Annotated in this window: 14 protein-coding genes; 11 read left to right on the top strand and 3 right to left on the bottom strand. The window is 64.8% G+C overall.

Going from position 1 to position 17382, the window contains the following annotated elements:
* Position 1: 1 nt before the first annotated feature.
* Positions 2-886 (bottom strand): ABC transporter permease, encoded by an 885-nt coding sequence (locus CXQ81_RS17805; RefSeq protein WP_101338019.1) that lies wholly within the window; start codon positions 884-886, stop codon positions 2-4.
* Between the two features lie 393 nt (positions 887-1279).
* Between CXQ81_RS17805 and CXQ81_RS17810 the strand changes: the two genes are divergently transcribed.
* Positions 1280-2368: an LLM class flavin-dependent oxidoreductase gene (locus tag CXQ81_RS17810; protein ID WP_101338020.1), complete on the top strand. Its 1089-nt coding sequence runs from the start codon at positions 1280-1282 to the stop codon at positions 2366-2368.
* Between the two features lie 362 nt (positions 2369-2730).
* Here the strand turns inward: CXQ81_RS17810 and CXQ81_RS17815 are convergent, their stop codons facing one another.
* Together CXQ81_RS17815 and CXQ81_RS17820 are read right to left on the bottom strand one after the other, a co-directional pair.
* A complete protein-coding gene (locus CXQ81_RS17815) occupies positions 2731-3525 on the bottom strand; it encodes a class II aldolase/adducin family protein (protein WP_101338021.1) in 795 nt (264 codons plus the stop codon).
* Positions 3526-3667: 142 nt separating this feature from the next.
* Positions 3668-4573 (bottom strand): LysR family transcriptional regulator, encoded by a 906-nt coding sequence (locus tag CXQ81_RS17820; protein ID WP_009049085.1) that lies wholly within the window; start codon positions 4571-4573, stop codon positions 3668-3670.
* 232 nt (positions 4574-4805) lie between these two features.
* Between CXQ81_RS17820 and CXQ81_RS17825 the strand changes: the two genes are divergently transcribed.
* The 10 genes from CXQ81_RS17825 to CXQ81_RS17870 all read left to right on the top strand — a co-directional run bounded on the left by CXQ81_RS17825 (position 4806) and on the right by CXQ81_RS17870 (position 17373).
* Positions 4806-5414, top strand: coding sequence for a cysteine dioxygenase (locus CXQ81_RS17825; RefSeq protein ID WP_101338022.1), 609 nt, complete (start codon positions 4806-4808; stop codon positions 5412-5414).
* Entirely contained in the window at positions 5411-6994 is a 1584-nt protein-coding gene (locus CXQ81_RS17830; RefSeq protein WP_101338023.1) for a rhodanese-related sulfurtransferase, read from the top strand. The genes CXQ81_RS17825 and CXQ81_RS17830 overlap by 4 nt, the downstream gene beginning before the upstream one ends.
* A gap of 130 nt (positions 6995-7124) precedes the next feature.
* A complete protein-coding gene (locus CXQ81_RS17835; RefSeq protein WP_101338024.1) occupies positions 7125-8096 on the top strand; it encodes an ABC transporter substrate-binding protein in 972 nt (323 codons plus the stop codon).
* Between the two features lie 27 nt (positions 8097-8123).
* The gene (locus tag CXQ81_RS17840; protein ID WP_101338025.1) at positions 8124-9476 is read left to right on the top strand and encodes an LLM class flavin-dependent oxidoreductase; all 1353 of its coding nucleotides are present in this window, start codon (positions 8124-8126) and stop codon (positions 9474-9476) included.
* On the top strand, positions 9473-10468 hold the full coding sequence (locus CXQ81_RS17845) for an ABC transporter substrate-binding protein (protein ID WP_101338026.1): 996 nt from the start codon (positions 9473-9475) through the stop codon (positions 10466-10468). Before CXQ81_RS17840 ends, CXQ81_RS17845 begins: the two co-directional genes overlap by 4 nt.
* Positions 10469-10504: 36 nt before the next feature.
* Positions 10505-11692: an acyl-CoA dehydrogenase family protein gene (locus CXQ81_RS17850; RefSeq protein WP_101338027.1), complete on the top strand. Its 1188-nt coding sequence runs from the start codon at positions 10505-10507 to the stop codon at positions 11690-11692.
* On the top strand, positions 11689-12648 hold the full coding sequence (locus CXQ81_RS17855) for a D-isomer specific 2-hydroxyacid dehydrogenase family protein (protein WP_101338028.1): 960 nt from the start codon (positions 11689-11691) through the stop codon (positions 12646-12648). The genes CXQ81_RS17850 and CXQ81_RS17855 overlap by 4 nt, the downstream gene beginning before the upstream one ends.
* A 425-nt stretch (positions 12649-13073) precedes the next feature.
* Positions 13074-15221 carry a TonB-dependent receptor gene (locus CXQ81_RS17860; protein WP_101338029.1) on the top strand — a complete coding sequence of 716 codons (2148 nt, stop codon included), beginning with the start codon at positions 13074-13076 and terminating at the stop codon, positions 15219-15221.
* Between the two features lie 34 nt (positions 15222-15255).
* The gene (locus CXQ81_RS17865; protein ID WP_101338030.1) at positions 15256-16830 is read left to right on the top strand and encodes an FAD-dependent oxidoreductase; all 1575 of its coding nucleotides are present in this window, start codon (positions 15256-15258) and stop codon (positions 16828-16830) included.
* Between the two features lie 39 nt (positions 16831-16869).
* A complete protein-coding gene (locus tag CXQ81_RS17870; RefSeq protein WP_101338031.1) occupies positions 16870-17373 on the top strand; it encodes a RidA family protein in 504 nt (167 codons plus the stop codon).
* Positions 17374-17382 lie beyond the last annotated feature (9 nt).

Raw genomic sequence — 17382 nt, forward strand, 5'->3', positions numbered from 1 at the left:
ATCAATTCCTCACGAAAGTTGGGCGCCAGGCCAGGGCGAAACGTTCCAGGGTGCGGATCAGGCCGTCGATCAGCAGGCCGAGGACGCTGTAGATCAGCAGGCAGATGACGATCACGTCGGTGCGCATAAAGTCCCGCGCATCACTGGCCAGATAACCGATGCCAGCGGTGGTGTTGATCTGTTCGACGAACACCAGGGCCAGCCAGGAAATCCCCAGGGAATAACGCAGGCCGACGAAAAACGAGGGCAAGGCGCCCGGCAGGATCACGTGCCAGATCAGCTCGCGCCGGCTCAGGCCCAGGGTGTTGGCGGCCTCGATCAGCTTGGGGTCGATGTTGCGGATGCCGGCGAACAGGTTCAGGTACACCGGGAAGGTGGTGCCGGTGACGATCAGGGCGATCTTGGTGAACTCGCCGATGCCGAACCAGAGAATGAACAGCGGCACCAGGGCCAGGGAGGGAATGGTGCGCAGCATCTGCATCGGCGAATCCAGCACCACCTCGCCGCGTTTCGACAGGCCGCTGATCAGCGCCGCGACCACCCCGATGCTGACGCCGATGCTCAAACCCACCAGCGCCCGTTGCAGCGACACCAGCAGATGCTTGCCCAATTCACCGGAAGCGATCATGGCCCAGAGCGTGCCGCCGATCTGCGACGGCGCGGCGATCACCCGCTGGGGAATCAGCCCCCAGCGCGAGGCCAGCTCCCACAGCAACAGCAGCACGATCGGGCTGATCAGGCGCAACAGCGCCTCGGGGGTGCGCCAGTTGCACAGCCACCGCGGAATCCAGCGCGCCCCACCCTGCCCTGCACTGTTGAAGCGAGCGGCCTTATCGACGGAAAACGAGCTGCTGGTGCCCGGTGTATCGAAAGTCTTGTCGCTCATCAGGCTTGCTTCCTCATCAAGCACATGGCTGGAGGCGCCATGTTTCAGCTTCGGATTTATGCTATTCGCATAAAAAACCGCAGTGAAATTCTTTTTGGGAATAACCTAATATGATTAAAAATCAGATAGAAAATTAACCAGATAAATTATTTGCATAGTAAACCGACTCGGCCAGCGTCCTTCGCGGAGTGCGCGGGCACGGCGCTATAAATGCGCATTACTGATTAAGCAGCATTTAAATAATCAATTAATTTAATAATTAACTTAGAACAAAACGGCATTTCACACCCCGCTGCGCTGCGCCTACTTTCGACACCACGGACCGACCCCTTGCCCGGTGGAGGCTGAATCACACCTATTGAAAAACTATTGGAAGAAAACAGGGAATCCACCATGAGTATCGAATTCATCGGTTTTATCGGCGGCCACCACGCCTCGGAAATCCACCCACGCAGCGGCCCCGTGCTGCAACCCGACTACGTGGAGAAAGTCGCCCGCGCCCATGAAGACGCCGGCTTCGACCGCGCCCTGGTGGCGTTCCACTCCAACAGCCCGGACAGCACCCTGATTGCCGCGCACGCCGCCAGCGTGACGAAAAAGCTCAAGTTCCTGATCGCCCATCGCCCGGGTTTCGCCGCGCCGACCCTGGCCGCGCGCCAGTTCACCACCCTGGATGTATTCAATGGCGGGCGCACCGCGGTGCACATCATCACCGGTGGCGACGACCGCGAACTGCGCGCCGACGGCAGCTACATCGACAAGGACCAGCGCTACGCCCGCACCGACGAATACCTGGACGTGCTGCGCCAGGAATGGACCCGCGACCAGCCCTTCGACTATCAAGGCCAGTATTACCAGGTCGAGGGCGCGTATTCGGCGGTGCGGTCGCCGCAACAGCCGCACATCCCGCTGTATTTCGGCGGCTCCTCGGCGGCGGCCATCGCGGTGGCCGGCAAACATGCGGACGTCTATGCGCTGTGGGGCGAAACCTACGAGCAGGTGCGCGAAGTGGTGGCCCAGGTGCGCGCCGAGGCCGCCAAGCATGGTCGCAGCATCAGGTTCAGCCTGTCGTTGCGGCCGATCCTGGCGGACACCGAGGAGCAGGCCTGGGCCCGCGCCGAACGCATCCTGCAGCAGGCTACGGCTCTCGCCGAGCAGACCGGTTTTGTCCGCCGCGAACCACCCAATGAAGGTTCGCGCCGCCTGCTAGCGGCAGCGGCCCAGGGCTCGCGCCTGGACAAGCGGCTGTGGACCGGCATCGCCGGGCTGCTCGGTGCCCAGGGCAACTCGACGTCCCTGGTCGGCACCCCGGAGCAAGTGGCCGAAGCCCTGCTCGACTATTACGACCTGGGCATCACCACCTTCCTGATCCGCGGTTTCGACCCGCTCGAGGACGCCATCGACTATGGCCAGCGCCTGATCCCGCTGACCCGCAAACGGGTGGCCGAGCGTGAGCGACTGGCCGCGGAAAAAGTCGCCTGAGCTGAAACCCCGACGCATGGAGCCCTGATCGCCCTGTAGCCGCTGCCGCAGGCTGCGATCGGGGCACTGCCCCGCCAACCAGACGACTTGCTATCAACTGACCTGCGGCGGCGCCTGGCCTGGCGACCGCTGCGCGGTCGTTCGCAGCCTCGCTTCGCTCGGCAGCGGCTACAAAGCATCACGCCTTGCAGGATGGACGCCCTGTAGCCGCTGGCGCAGCCTGCGATCGGCTGCGCAGCAGACGCAAAACCGGAGACTGCGGTTTGTCAGGCAGACCGCGTGTTGTGGATTCACGGCTGCTGCGTCGCAATGCCGCCCAAGCCGATCGCAGGCTGCGCCAGCGACTACAGCGCGCCAGAGCGTCACTCCTTATAAGCCGTATCGCTACGCTCCAACTGCCGGATCAATGCATTCCAATGCCGGGCGACACCCGGCCCATCACCACTCTTGAAGGCTTCGGCCTGCTTCTCGACCTTGGCCACCACCTCGGCCGGCGGGAAGATCAGTTCGGCATTGCCGCTGGCCTGGGCAGCGATCTGGATATTGCAGGCGCGCTCCAGGTAATGCAGTTGCTGGAACGCATGCTCGACGCTGATGCCCGCGGTGAGCAGCCCGTGGTTACGCAGGATCAGCACGCTCTTGTCCCCCAGGTCCGCCACCAGCCGTTCGCGCTCGTCGAGATCGAGGGCGATGCCTTCGTAGCCGTGGTAGGCCACGCGCCCGGAAAAGCCGATGGCGTGCTGGGAGATCGGCAGCAGGCCGTCGCGCTGGGCGGACACGGCGATGCCGTCGCGAGTGTGAGTGTGCAGGACCGCGTGCAGGTCGGGACGGGCGCCGTGGATCGCGCTGTGGATCACATAACCGGCGTAGTTGATGCCCAGGCCCGTGGGGTCGTCGACGATGGTGCCGTCGATGTCGACCTTGACCAGGTTGGAAGCGCTGATTTCGTCGAACAGCAAGCCGAAGGCGTTGATCAGGAAATGCTCGTCGGGCCCCGGCACCCGCGCGGAAAAGTGCGTGTAGATGTGATCGGTCCACTTGTACAAGGCCGCCAGCCGGTAGGCCGCGGCGAGCTTCACGCGCACCTCCCATTCTTCGGGGCTGACACGCTGGCGAACATTTTTCGAGACGCTGGATAACGGGCTGACGCTGCTCATGGCAAAACTTCCTGGATGGCCTTTAAGGAACTCCAGCAAGCCTAGGGGAAGGCAAAAAATAATAAAAAGCACATTTTAATCTAAGCTAATTATCATTATTTTTTATTTTAAGCCGTCCCTCTCCCCTCCCTCTTTACCCCGCTCACGCGGCGCTCTTGATCTTCTGCAGCGAGCCCGCGACCAGCTTGCCAAAGGCATCCACCGGCCCTTGCAGGTTGCCGAGAAAATGCGGGTAGATCAGCCACAGATCCATCACCGGCTTGAAGTCCTTGAGCGGCATCACCGCCAGTTGTTCGCGGTGGGCGCTGCGCTCCAGCAACGGCCGCGGCACCAGGCCGAGCCCCAGGCCATCGGCCACCAGGCCCAGTTGCAACTCGGTGCCGAAGGTTTCCAGGTTGACCCGCAGGGCCAGGCCCTGGTCCGACAGGGTGCGTTGCAGCCCGGCACGGAAGCCGCAGCCGTCCGGATTGAGAATCCAGCCGTTCTGGTAGATGTCGGCGAGCTTGCACGGGCGCTTGGGCAATTGCGCCTTGGCGCAGACCACCACCAGCTCCATCTTGCCGATCGACTCACCGATGATGTTGTCCGGGAAGATCTTGCCGGCCGGGAACAGCGCGGCCGCCGCGTCCAGTTCGCCACGCTCGATCTTGCCCACCAGTTGGCTGCCCCAGCCCGTGGCCACCTGGGCGCGCAGTTCGGGGTATTCGACCCGCAGGTGCTTGAGGGCATCGAGCAGCACCACATCGCCGATGGTCTGCGGCACGCCCAGGCGCAACAGCCCGGTGGGCGGCGCATCGGTGGCCACCAGTTCGCGCAGGGCATCCATTTCCCGCAGGATCAGCCGGCACTGCTCGTACACCCGGGTACCGATCAGGGTGGGCTTGAGCGGCTTGGTGTTGCGGTCGAACAGCTCCACGCCCAAGGCCTGCTCGAAGTTCTGCACCCGCCGGGTGATAGCCGGTTGCGTCAGTTGCAAGGTCTCGGCGGCATGGCTGATGGACTGGCAGCGAATCACTTCGACAAAGGCGTCGATATCATCAATTTTCATTTGGTCCGCACATAGAGAACAGTCATTAAGATGTTCGAAAAGCATAGTTTGAATGTGAGTGGCTGGATAGCCTGGCGCATCTATCGATAACGTCTAACGCTATTCGCAAGGGTTCTAAATTCCTTTCAGCTATAACCTAATCATAAAAAAATAGCATATTAAGAAAAATCATTATGCTTAAATCCTGATAACGAACCTGATATCGAACTTAGACCACGACCACGGAATCGCCATGACCCAGGCCCGACACCCGGAGAGACTCAGAGCATTCATAGGCGCCCTGGCGGAGCTGATCGACAGCAATCCTCGCGAAGGCGATCTGCTGCACCGCGGCGGCAAGCTGCTGGCCCAGCTGGTCAGCCATGACGACTGGTTGCCCGAAGACTTCGCCCGCCCCGACCCGGAGCGCTATCAACAGTACCTGCTGCACGCCGATTCCCGGCAGCGCTTCAGCGTCGTCAGTTTTGTCTGGGGGCCGGGGCAACGCACGCCGATCCACGACCACCGGGTCTGGGGGCTGATCGGTATGTTGCGCGGCGCGGAGTATTCCCAGGGCTTTGCCCGCCAGAGCGACGGCAGCCTGCGGGCCGAGGGCCAGCGAATCCAGCTGCTGCCCGGCCAGGTCGAGGCGGTGTCGCCGAAGATCGGCGACATCCATCAGGTCAGCAACGCCTTCGACGACCAGGTGTCCATCAGCATCCATGTCTACGGCGCCAATATCGGTGCCGTGCGCCGCGCGGTGTACCAGAGCGACGGCAGCGAAAAACTGTTCATTTCCGGTTATTCCAACGCCTACCTGCCCAATATCTGGGACCTGTCCAAAGAGAGCCAAGCCCTATGAGCACAGCACCTACCCGCTCCTACCCGCAGATCCGCCAGGCGCTGCTGAACCGTGAAGAGCTGGCCCTCGTCGATGTGCGCGAAGAGGCACCCTTCGCCCAGGGGCATCCGCTGTTCGCCGCCAATATCCCGCTGTCGAAACTGGAGCTGGAGGTGTATGCGCGGATTCCCCGACGCGATACCCAGATCACTCTCTATGACCATGGCGAAGGCCTGGCGGAACGTGCCGTGCAACGTCTGCAAGCGCTGGGCTACAGCAACGTCAGCCTGCTTGAGGGCGGCCTGCAAGGCTGGCGCGACGCCGGTGGCGAGTTGTTCATCGACGTCAATGTGCCGAGCAAGGCCTTCGGCGAACTGGTAGAGAGCCAACGGCATACGCCGTCCCTGGCGGCGGAGGAAGTCCAGGCCCTGCTCGACAGCCAGGCGGACCTGGTGGTGCTCGACGCCCGGCGCTTCGACGAATACCAGACCATGAGCATTCCCCGTGGCATCAGCGTGCCGGGGGCGGAGCTGGTGCTGCGCGCCCGCGAGCTGGCGCCGGACCCGGCGACCCGGATCATCGTCAACTGCGCCGGACGCACCCGCAGCATCATCGGCACCCAGTCGCTGATCAATGCCGGCATCGCCAACCCGGTGGCCGCCCTGCGCAACGGCACCATCGGCTGGACCCTGGCCGGGCAAACGCTGGAGCATGGCCAGTCGCGGCGCTTCGCTGCGACCAGCGAAGCTCATCGAGACAGCGCCGCCCAAGACGCCCGGCGGGTGGCCGACAAGGCACGAGTGGGCCGCGCCAGCCTCGGCGATCTGCAACGCTGGCAGCAGGAAACGCAGCGCAGCACCTACCTGTTCGACGTGCGCACCGCGGAAGAATTCGAGGCCGGCCACCTGCCCACGGCCCGCTCCACCCCCGGCGGACAACTGGTACAGGAAACCGATCATTTCGCCAGTGTGCGCGGCGCGCGCCTGGTGCTGGTGGACGACGATGGCGTGCGCGCCAATATGTCCGCCTCCTGGCTGGCGCAGCTGGGCTGGCAGGTGTACGTGCTGGACGACTTGCAGCCCGCACATTTCAGCGAACAAGGCCCCTGGCAGGCCCCGGTGCCCGCGCCGCGCCAGGCCGAGGAAATCAGCCCCGACACCCTGGCCCAATGGCTGGGCGAAGGCGACACTCTGGTGCTGGATTTCACCAGCAGCGCCAACTACGTCAAGCGGCATATCCCGGGGGCCTGGTGGGCCTTGCGCGCGCAGTTGCCGCAGGTCCTGGCCAAGCTGCCGCCCGCCGAGCGTTATGTGCTGACCTGCGGCAGCAGCCAGTTGGCACGGCTGGCAGTCGCCGAGGTCGAGGCCCTGACTGGCAAGGCGGTATTCCTGCTGCACCAGGGCACCGCCAGCTGGATCGCCGCGCAGCTGCCGCTGGAGACGGGCGAAACCCGCCTGGCCTCGCCGCGCATCGACCGTTATCGCCGGCCCTACGAGGGCACCGACAACCCCCACGAAGCCATGCAAGCCTACCTGGACTGGGAGTTCGGATTGGTGGAGCAACTGGCCCGCGACGGCACCCACGGTTTTTATGTGATCTGAACCCTGTGAATTGAAGCCCGGCTCATGTGCCTTCAGCGGTCATGAGCCAGCCGACGCAACACCCGGACCGACCCCTTTCTCCAGGCGGAGGTGACCCCCAACCACCGACACCCGCCTGGAGCCTGTCGTCATGCGCCTTACCCTGCCCTTCATCACCCCGCTGTTGCTGGCCGCCACTCTCTGCCTCGCCGCCACGGTGCAGGCCGCCGACCTGCAACCGCTGCGGGTGGCCAATCAGAAATCCACGATCAAGGTCTTGCTGCAAGTCTCCGGCGAGCTGCAGGACGTGCCTTATGAAATCCAGTTCTCCGAGTTCCCCGCCGCCGCCCCCCTGGGCGAAGCGCTGAATGCCGGCGCCGTGGATATCGGCGCCCTGGGCGATGCGCCCTATGTGTTCGCCCTCGGCGCCGGCGCGCCGCTCAAGGTGGTCAGCATCGTCCACGCCGAGGGGCGCTACACCACGGCCATTCTCGCGCCCAGGGATTCGCCGCTGAACGACGCCCGCGACCTCAAGGGCAAGCGCATCGTCACCACCCGTGGCTCCATCGGCCACTTCCTGGCGATCAAGGCCCTGCGCAGTGTCGGCCTGAGCACCCGGGACGTGCAGTTCATCTACCTGCTGCCCAGCGAGTCGCGCATTCTCCTGGACAACGGCAGCGCCGACGCCTGGTCGACCTGGGACCCCTACACCACCATCGCCACCACCCAGAGCCAGGCCAAGGTGCTGGCCAGCGGCGACAGCCTGCTGAGCAACCATCTGTACCTGGCCGCCACCCGCCAGGCCATCACCGACAAACGCCAGCAGCTCGAAGACTTCGTCGCCCGGGTCGATCGCGCCTACCGCTGGACCAATGCCCATCCCCAGGAGTTCGCCGCCGCCCAGGCCCAGGTCACCGGCCTGCCGCTGGCGGTGCACCTGGCGGTGGCCAAGGCCACGCACATGCAGCCGGTGGCGATCGACGACCAGGTCATCGGCGGCCTGCAAACCACCGCGGACATCTACCGCGAGGAAGGCATCCTCACCCGGCCCATCGACGTTTCCCAGGGCTTCGACAAGAGCTTCAACGCCCCGCGCGTGCAACTCAACCAGGCATCCCGCTAACCAGGCTACGGATTCAGGAGCACCACCATGAGCAAACAACGTCAATTGAAACTCGGCGCGATGGTCCATGGCGTCGGTCACGGCTGGGGCGAATGGCGCCACCCGCGGGCCCTGGCCAACGCCAGCGTGAACTTCGACTTCTATAAGCAGCAGGCGCAGTTGGCCGAGGCGGCGAAGTTCGACTTCGTGTTCATCGCCGACAGCCTGCACATCCATGAAAAATCCAGCCCGCACTACCTCAACCGCTTCGAGCCGCTGACCATCCTCTCGGCCCTGGCCGCCAGCACCCGGCATATCGGCCTGGTGGCCACTGTCACCGTCAGCTACACCGAGCCGTTCCAGGTCGCCCGCCAACTCGCCTCGCTGGACCATATCAGCGGCGGTCGCGCCGGCTGGAACGTAGTCACCTCCTGGCTCAGCGGCACCGCCGACAACTTCGGCAAGGCCGAGCACCCGCCCCACGCCGTGCGCTACCGCATCGCCAAGGAACATGTGGCGGTGGTCCAGGGCCTGTGGGATTCCTGGGAAGACGACGCCTTCGCCTACGACAAGCACAGCGGCGAGTTCTTCACTCCCGGCAAGCTGCATGCCCTGGAGCACAAGGGTGAATTCTTCTCGGTGAAGGGCCCGCTGAACATCGCGCGCTCCCGGCAAGGCCAGCCGGTGATTTTCCAGGCCGGCACCTCCGAGGATGGGCGCAATTTCGCCGCCGAAAATGCCGATGCGATTTTCGTCAATTCCGAGGGCTTCGACGAAGCCCGTGCCTATTATCAGGACCTGAAGCGCCGCGCCGCCGGCTTTGGCCGCGATCCACAGTTGCTGTCGATCCTGCCCGGCATCCGCCCGATCGTTGGCCGCGATGCCGCAGAAGTCGAAGAGCGTTACCAGCAGGCGGTAGCGCTGGTGAGCGTCGAAGATGCGATCGTCGCTCTCGGCCGGCCGTTCAACGACCATGACTTCAGCCAGTACCCGCTGGACGGGCCCTTCCCCGAACTCGGCGACCTCGGCGCCAACAGCCAGAAAGGCGGCTCGGAGCGGATCAAGCAACTGGCCCGCGACGAGGGCCTGACCTTGCGCGAAGTGGCCCTGCGCTTCTCCCGACCACGGCGCGACTTCGTCGGCACCCCCGAGCAGGTCGCCGATGCCATTCAGACGTGGTTCGAAGGCGGCGCAGCCGACGGCTTCATCATCAACTCGCTGCTGCCGGACGGCCTGCAGTACTTCACCGAACGGGTGGTGCCGGTGCTGCAACAACGCGGCCTGCTCCGTGACCAATACAGCGGCCAGACCCTGCGCGACAACCTCGGCCTGCCGGTGCCGGTCAACCGCTACGCCAAGCCATCCCAGGCCAGAGCAACCCAGAGCGAGGCCGTGGCATGAGCGAATACCTCAACCGTCGCGGATTCCTCACCGCCAGCTCGCTGGCCCTCGGCGCCTTGGGTTTGTCATCGCTGGGGTTTGCGCCACGGGTATTCGCCCAGGGCAACAGCCTTGCCGACCTGACCCTGGGAGTCGCCACCTACCGTGGGCAGGACTCCTACTTCGTCGAGGACGCCGGCACCGCCGATACCCCCTATAAAGTCGAATACTCGGAGTTCGCCGGCGGCAACCTGATCGTCGAGGCCTTGGCCTCGGGCAGCCTGGACGTCGGCGGGATGAGCGAGATCCCGCCGATCTTCTCGATCCAGAGCCATCGCCAGCCACGCCTGATCGCGGTGCTGCAAGGCGACGTGAACAACCAGGTGTTCCTGATTCCCAAGGACTCGAAGGTCGAGTCGGTCGGCCAATTGCGCGGCAAGCGGGTCGGCTATGTGCGCTCCACCACCTCGCACTACTTCCTGATCAAGGCCTTGAAGGAACAGGGCCTGAGCATGAACGACATCACCGCGGTAGCGCTCACGCCCCAGGATGGGTTCAGCGCCTTCCAGAGTGGCCAGCTCGATGCCTGGGTGATCTATGGCGTGTTTATCCAGCTGGCGAAATTCCGCAGCGGCGCCCGGGTACTGAAGACCGCCCTGGGCTACCTGTCCGGCAACTACCTGATCGCCGCGCGGCCCGCGGCCCTGGAAGAGCCGCTGCGCAAGCAGGCGATTCAGGACTATATCCAGCGCCAGGCGCGCACCCTGGAGTGGATCAACGACAACCCCGGGCCCTGGGCGAGCAAGTCGGCGCAGTTGCTGGGCGTCGACAAGGCGGTGTTTCTCGACATGTACAACAACCGCAGCCAGCCGTCGCGGATCATCGCCGTCAACGACCAGGCCATCGCCTCGCAGCAGGCAGTCGCCGACCTGTTCTTCGACGCCGGCGTGCTCAGCGAACGGCTCGACGTCAGTCCCCTGTGGGACCGAAGTTTTGCCTTGCTGCCGCTATGAACCGGCTCCCAGCCTCCTTGATCGAGTGAAGTCACCATGAGTCTTTCTTCTCCCCTGCCGCCTTTGCTGCACCCGGTCGAAGTCGGCGACTTCGACGCCTTGCTGCAAGGCCTCGGCCAGCAACTCGGCGCCACGGCCCACCTGTATGACCAGAGCGGCGCCTTTCCCCGGGACAACTTTGCCCTGCTGCATCAGCACGGCCTGTTGGCCCTGACGGTGCCCAAGCACCTGGGCGGTGGCGGCGCCAGCCTGGCCCAGGCGCGCAAGGTGATCAGCGCGGTGGCCAAGGGCGAACCCTCCACCGCGCTGATCCTGGTGATGCAGTACCTGCAGCATTCGCGCCTGCAAGACAGCCAGAGCTGGCCCGAAGCCCTGCGCCTGCGGGTGGCCGCCGACGCGGTGCGCGACGGCGCCTTGATCAATGCCCTGCGGGTCGAGCCCGACCTTGGCACCCCGGCCCGCGGCGGCCTGCCGGCGACCATCGCCCGGCGCACCGCCGCCGGCTGGCGCATCAGCGGGCGCAAGATCTACTCCACCGGCAGCCATGGCCTGAGCTGGTTCAGCGTCTGGGCCCGCAGCACCGACGAAGACCCGCTGGTCGGCGCCTGGCTGGTGCACAAGGACACCCCCGGCATCAGTATCGTCGAGGATTGGGACCACCTGGGCATGCGCGCCACCTGCAGCCACGAAGTGCTGTTCGACAACGTGCTGGTGCCGCTGGACCACGCCGTCAGCGTCAGCCCCTGGAGCGCGCCGCAACCGGAGCTGGATGGCGATGGATTCCTGTGGATGGCGGTGCTGCTGTCGGCGGTCTACGACGGCATCGCCCAGGCCGCGCGGGACTGGCTGGTGGGCTGGCTGGAACAACGCAAGCCGTCCAACCTCGGCGCGGCACTGGCAACCCTGCCGCGCTTCCAGGAAACCCTCGGCCATATCGATACCCTGCTGTTCGCCAATCGCAGCCTGCTGGATTCCGCCGCCGAAGGCCGCACGCCGGCGAGCAACGCCGCGCAACTGAAGTACCTGGTGACCGGCAACGCGATTCGCGCCGTCGAGCTGGCCATCGAGGCCTGCGGCAACCCCGGCCTGTCGCGCCACAGCCCGCTGCAACGGCATTACCGCGATGTGCTCTGCGGTCGTGTCCACACCCCGCAGAACGATGCCGTGCTGCAAGGTGTCGGCAAGGCGGTATTCGCCCAGCGCCAGAACAAGGACAAGTCATGACCCCACTCGTTATCGCCAGCCAACTGGATGCCGACTTCAATGCGGTGATCCGCCAGCGCCTTGAGCAGACTCACCCCGGGGCCAGGGTGCTCGACGTGCCCGCCGGGGTGCCCAGCGACCTGCCGGCCGAGGTCGGCATCCTGCTGGCGCGACCGATCAATGTCCGCGGCTACCTCGCGCCGGACACCCCGCCTCCGGGCTGGCCCTATGCGCTGCGCTGGATCCAGGTGGTGTCGTCGGGCATCGACTTCTATCCCCGGTGGCTGTTCAACGGCCCGCCGGTCAGCACCTTGCGCGGCAGCGGGGCCGAGAACATCGCCGAGTTCGCCCTGGCCGCGATCTTCGCCGCGGCCAAGCACCTGCCGCAGATCTGGGTGCATGACCCGCAGTGGAACTTCACCGCGCTGACCCCGCTCAAGGGCAGCACCCTGGGGCTTCTCGGCTTTGGCGCGATCGGCCGCAGCCTGGCGGGCAAGGCCCGGGCCCTGGGCCTGAATGTGCTTGCCCTGCGCCAGAGCCAGGCGCCGTTCGAGGTCGAGGGCGTGCAGGCGGCGCGGGATATCCATGAGCTGTTCGCCCGTAGCGACCATCTGGTGCTGGCGGCGCCCTTGACCGAAGCGACCCGGCATATCGTCGACCGCGAGGTGCTGGCCAGCGCCAAGCCCGGCCTGCACCTGATCAACATCGCCCGCGGCGGCCTGCTGGACCAGGACGCCCTGCTCGCGGCCCTGGACAGCGGGCACATCGGCCTGGCCTCGCTGGACGTCACCGAACCCGAACCTCTGCCGGCCGGCCATCGGCTGTACAGCCATCCCAGGGTGCGGCTGTCGCCCCATACCTCGTCGGTTTCCACCAACAGCCGGCATGAGATCGCCGACGGTTTCCTGGCCAACCTCGAGCGTTTTCTTGCCGGGCAGCCGTTGGAGAACCCGGCGAATCTCGAGCGCGGTTATTAGCCTCTAGCGCCAGCCGCTGCAAAGCCGCTCGCCGCCCGCTTGCTCCTACAGACGCTACTGTCCGTAGGAGCGAGCGGGCGGCGATCCGACTTGCCCGCGATTTCGTTCTGAACCCCTCAAAATAAACATCAGAAATACGCATTTATTAATCGCATTAAATTACATATTTTTATAATTAACTTATAACTATTCAGACTTTTACACGGCGTATTTATACAAATACTGTTACATCCAGCACCGACCACCCGACCAGGTGGAGGCCCACGGAACTGCATTTTTTCCGGCCGACACCACTCCACGGTCAATAGCTCCACCCGAACCTGAAAACCGGCCCAAGCCCCCCGCCGCCATGGATTTCCAAGCATGGCCCCGGCGCAGCCTTGCCCGGAAAAAAACAACGCCAACCTACACACCTGGGGTTCACCATGCAGCACTTCACCGCACACCGCCTGACGCTGGCTGTCTCCCTGAGCGCCGGCGTCTCGCTGAACCTGGCCGGATTGCCGGCCCACGCCGAAGAAAGCACCGACAAGGCTGCGCTGCCGGTGGTCACCGTCACCGCCGAGCACCATGCCGAGGACCTGCAAAAGGCCCCGCTGGCGATCTCCGCGTTCGATGAAAAAGCCCTGGAAGACAAGCAGATCAAGAGCATCCGCGACCTCTCCGGGCAGGTGCCGAACCTCACCCTCAGCCGCCAGTCGATCTCCTACAGCGCGCAGACCTACGGCATCCGTGGCATCGGCGAGACCGATCCGATCCAGGAAGCGGCCGTGGCGGTCTACGCCGACGACCTGTACATCCCACGGGCGATTTCCTCGATGCTCGATTTCAATGACGTCGAGCGCGTCGAGGTGCTGCGCGGCCCCCAGGGCACCCTGTACGGACGCAACAGCAGCGCCGGGGCGATCCGCGTGATCACCCGCGACCCGACCCAGGAAACCCGGGGTTTCCTCGAACTCGGCGCCGGTGACTACGACGCCCGCAACGGCCGCCTGCTGATCAGCGGACCGCTGGTGGACAACACCCTGTTCGGCAGCTTTTCGGCGATCCGCCTGAGCCGCGACGGCACCGTCTCCAACCCCACCCGCGGCAAGGACGTGAACAACGTCGATATCCAGTCGTACCGCGGCAAGCTGCGCTACAAGCCGGACGATTCGCCCTGGGATGTGCAACTGACCCTGGCCGGCACCTTCGACCGGGGCGACACCACCAGCTACACGCCCTTCGATGCCAACGGTCGTTTCGACAAGTTCAAGAGCTACAGCAGCCTTGATCCGAAGAACCGCCTCGACCAGGGCAGCTCGGTGCTGCGGGCGATCTACGCCATCGACGAGCACCTGAACTTCAAGTCGGTGACCGCCTACTCGGCCTTCCACCAGCCGGTGGACTATGACAACTCGGGCCAGGCGGCGCTGATCCAGAACAACCTGATCCTCTACAAGCAGGACTACGCCACCCAGGAGTTCCAGCTCAACGGTGACTACGACGACCTAAGCTTCAGCACCGGCCTGTACCTGTACCGCGAGCAGTTCGACGCCGAGCGCGACAACCTCACCTACTCGGTGGCGCGCAACCGGGTGATCGGCCAGGGCCAGTACAGCACCACCCACACCGAGAGCTATGCGCTGTATGGCCAGGGCAGCTACAAGATCACCCCACAACTGTCGCTGATCGCCGGGCTGCGCTTTACCCGCGAGCACAAGAACTTCGAGTACGACAACTACGCGATCGACAGCAATCGACGGATCACCGGCACTAATTTCAGTGCCGATTCGAGCAAATCCTGGCAGTCCACCAGCCCGAAACTCGGCTTCGAATACGCCTGGACGCCGCACCTGAACCAGTACGCCTACGTGGCCAAGGGCTTCAAGGCCGGCGGCTACGACAACCGCGCACCGACCCGGGCCGCCGCCGAGCAGGCGTTTTCCCCGGAAGACGTGACCACCTGGGAAACCGGCTTCAAGGGCGACTTCTTCGACCGTCGCCTGCGGGCCAACCTGGCGCTGTTCTACAACGACTACAAGGACCTGCAGACCAATGCCTACGACCCGGCGCTGGGCGTCAGCCTGCGCACCAATGTCGGCCAGGCCCACACCTACGGGGTCGAGCTGGAAACCCTCAGCGCCCTGACCCATGACCTGCAGCTGACCTTCAACCTCGGCTACCTGCAAAGCCAGTACGACGACTTCGAGAACGCCAGCGGCGCCGGGGTCGATGCCAACGGCAAACAACTGGTGTTCTCGCCGCGCTGGAACACCAGTGTCGGCCTCAATTACAGCATCCCCGCCGGCCTGCCCGGCACCTGGCTGGCCGGCACCGATGCGCAGTTCCAGACCAGGTCCTACGCCAACGCGCTGAACGACGACATCCAGGAAATCCCCCGGCAGACCTTCTGGAACGCCAACACCCGCTACATCTCCGGCGACGGCCACTGGACCACCACCCTGGCGGTGAAAAACCTGCTCGACCGCGCCTACCCGCAGTCGGTGGGCTACGTGCCGTCCAGCGGCGCCCGTTACTACTCGGTCAACGACCCGCGAACCCTCTTGCTGTCCGTGCGCTACGACCTCTGACCCCCTCATCGGCAAACATGCCAAGGAGTACCTTATGGCTTTTACCCGCAGGCAACTGATTTCCCGTATCGCCGCCGTCGGTGGTTATTCCGCCGCCGTCGGCGCCCTCGATGCCCTGGGGCTTGCGCCCAAGGCGATGGCGGCGAGCTTCGACCCGCTGCAACTGGGCAGCAGCGGCAAAGGCAAGCATGTGGTGGTGGTCGGCGCCGGCATTTCCGGGCTGGTCAGCGCCTATGAACTGCGCAAGGCCGGTTTCAGCGTGACCATTCTCGAGGCCCGCGAGCGTGTGGGCGGACGCAACTGGACCCTGCGCCGCGGCACCAAGGTCGATTTCGACGACGGCGTCAGCCAGACTGTGGACTTCGATGAGGGCCAGTTCTTCAACGCCGGCCCGGCGCGTATTCCCAGCCATCACCAGACCCTTCTCGGCTATTGCCGCGAGCTGGGCGTCGAGCTGCAAGTGCTGGTCAACAGCAGCCGCAATGCCCTGGCCTTGCCCGACGCCCGGCAGCCGGCGTTCCAGCTGCGCCAGGCGGTCAACGACAGCCGTGGCCAGCTGTCCGAACTGCTGGCGCGCAGCGTCAGCCGCAAGGCCCTGGACCAGGACCTGAGCGCCGACGACCGCCAGGCGCTGCTGAATTTTCTCAAGGTCTATGGCGACCTCAACGCCGACTTCCAATACAAGGGCTCGGTGCGTTCGGGCTACACCCGCCTGCCCGGCGCCGGCGACCAGACTGGCATCACCCGGGCGCCGCTGGAGTTGCAGACCCTGCTCAACCCCAAGCTCTGGGGCGCGCTGGTGTTCGATGAAATCCCCGAGTTTTCCTCGACCATGTTCCAGCCGGTGGGCGGTATGGACCGCATTCCCCTGGCGTTCTACGACAAGCTCAAGGATGCGGTGCGCTTTCACGCCGAAGTCAGCGACATCCAGACCGCAGAGCTTGGCAGCCGCATCACCTACAAGGACCGCCAGACCGGCAAGAGCCAGACCCTGAGCGCCGACTACGCCATCGTCACGGTGCCCCTGCCGCTGCTGGCCCGGCTGCCGAACAACTTCAGCACGCCATTCAAGCAGGCGATCCTCAGCGCCCAGAGCGACCAAGCGAACAAGGTGGCCTGGCAGTCGCCGCGCTTCTGGGAAACCGACTTCAACATCTTCGGCGGGCTGTCCTACCTGGACCACGAGGTCAAAGGCCTGTGGTACCCCAGCGACCGGCTGAACAGCGCCCAGGGCATCCTTATCGCCGCCTACAACACCAGCGCGGCGGCCCAGGCCTTCAGCCAGAAATCCCTGGCCGAGCAGTTCGCCTCCTCGCGCCAGGCCGTCGAGCTGCTGCACCCCGGGCACAGCGCCAAGCTGCAAAAACCGGTGGCCATCAACTGGTCCAAGGTGCCCTTCAGCAAAGGCCCGTGGATCGTCAACGACGAGGTCGGCGAACAGGCCTACCACATCCTCAACCAGCCCCAGGGCCGTACCTACCTGGCCAGTGATGCCCTGGCCCATGGCGGCGTCGGCATCTGGCAGAACAGCGCCGCCGATTCGGCGCGACGCATCGTCAGCCTGATCGGCCGCCATGCCGAACGCCTGCAACCGGGCGTTGCCGCCTGATTTTTCCGCCCTTTTCTCCACAGCAAAAAGGACCGTCCGATGAAAACCACCACACTGCTCGCAGGACTGCTTATGACCGCCACCGCCTTCACCAGCCTCAGCCACGCCGACGAGATCAAGCGCATCGCCCTGCCCAATTCCAACTTTCCGATTTCCCTGGCGGTGGCGGTGCCGGCGCAGACCGACTTGCTGTTCGTCAGCGGCCTGCTCGCCGACCTGCACGACCCGCAAGCGCCGAAGGACTCCTTTGCCGCCTACGGCGACACCGCGACCCAGACCACCTCGATCCTCAACAAGCTCAAGGGCGTGCTGCACAGCCAGGGCCTGGACCTGGGGGACGTGATCCAGCTGCGGGTGTTCCTGGTGGGCGACCCGGCCAAGGGCGGCAAGCTGGATTTCGCCGGGTTGCAGCAAGGCTATACGCCGTTCTTCGGCAGCGCCGAGCAGCCGCACAAGCCGGCGCGCACCGCGGTGCAGGTGGTCGCCCTGCCGCTGCCCGGCGGCCTGGTGGAAATCGAAGCCGTCGCCGCGCGCAAGCAGTGACACCCCGAC

The sequence above is a fragment of the Pseudomonas sp. 09C 129 genome, assembly GCF_002843625.1.
GTDB lineage: Bacteria > Pseudomonadota > Gammaproteobacteria > Pseudomonadales > Pseudomonadaceae > Aquipseudomonas > Aquipseudomonas chlororaphis.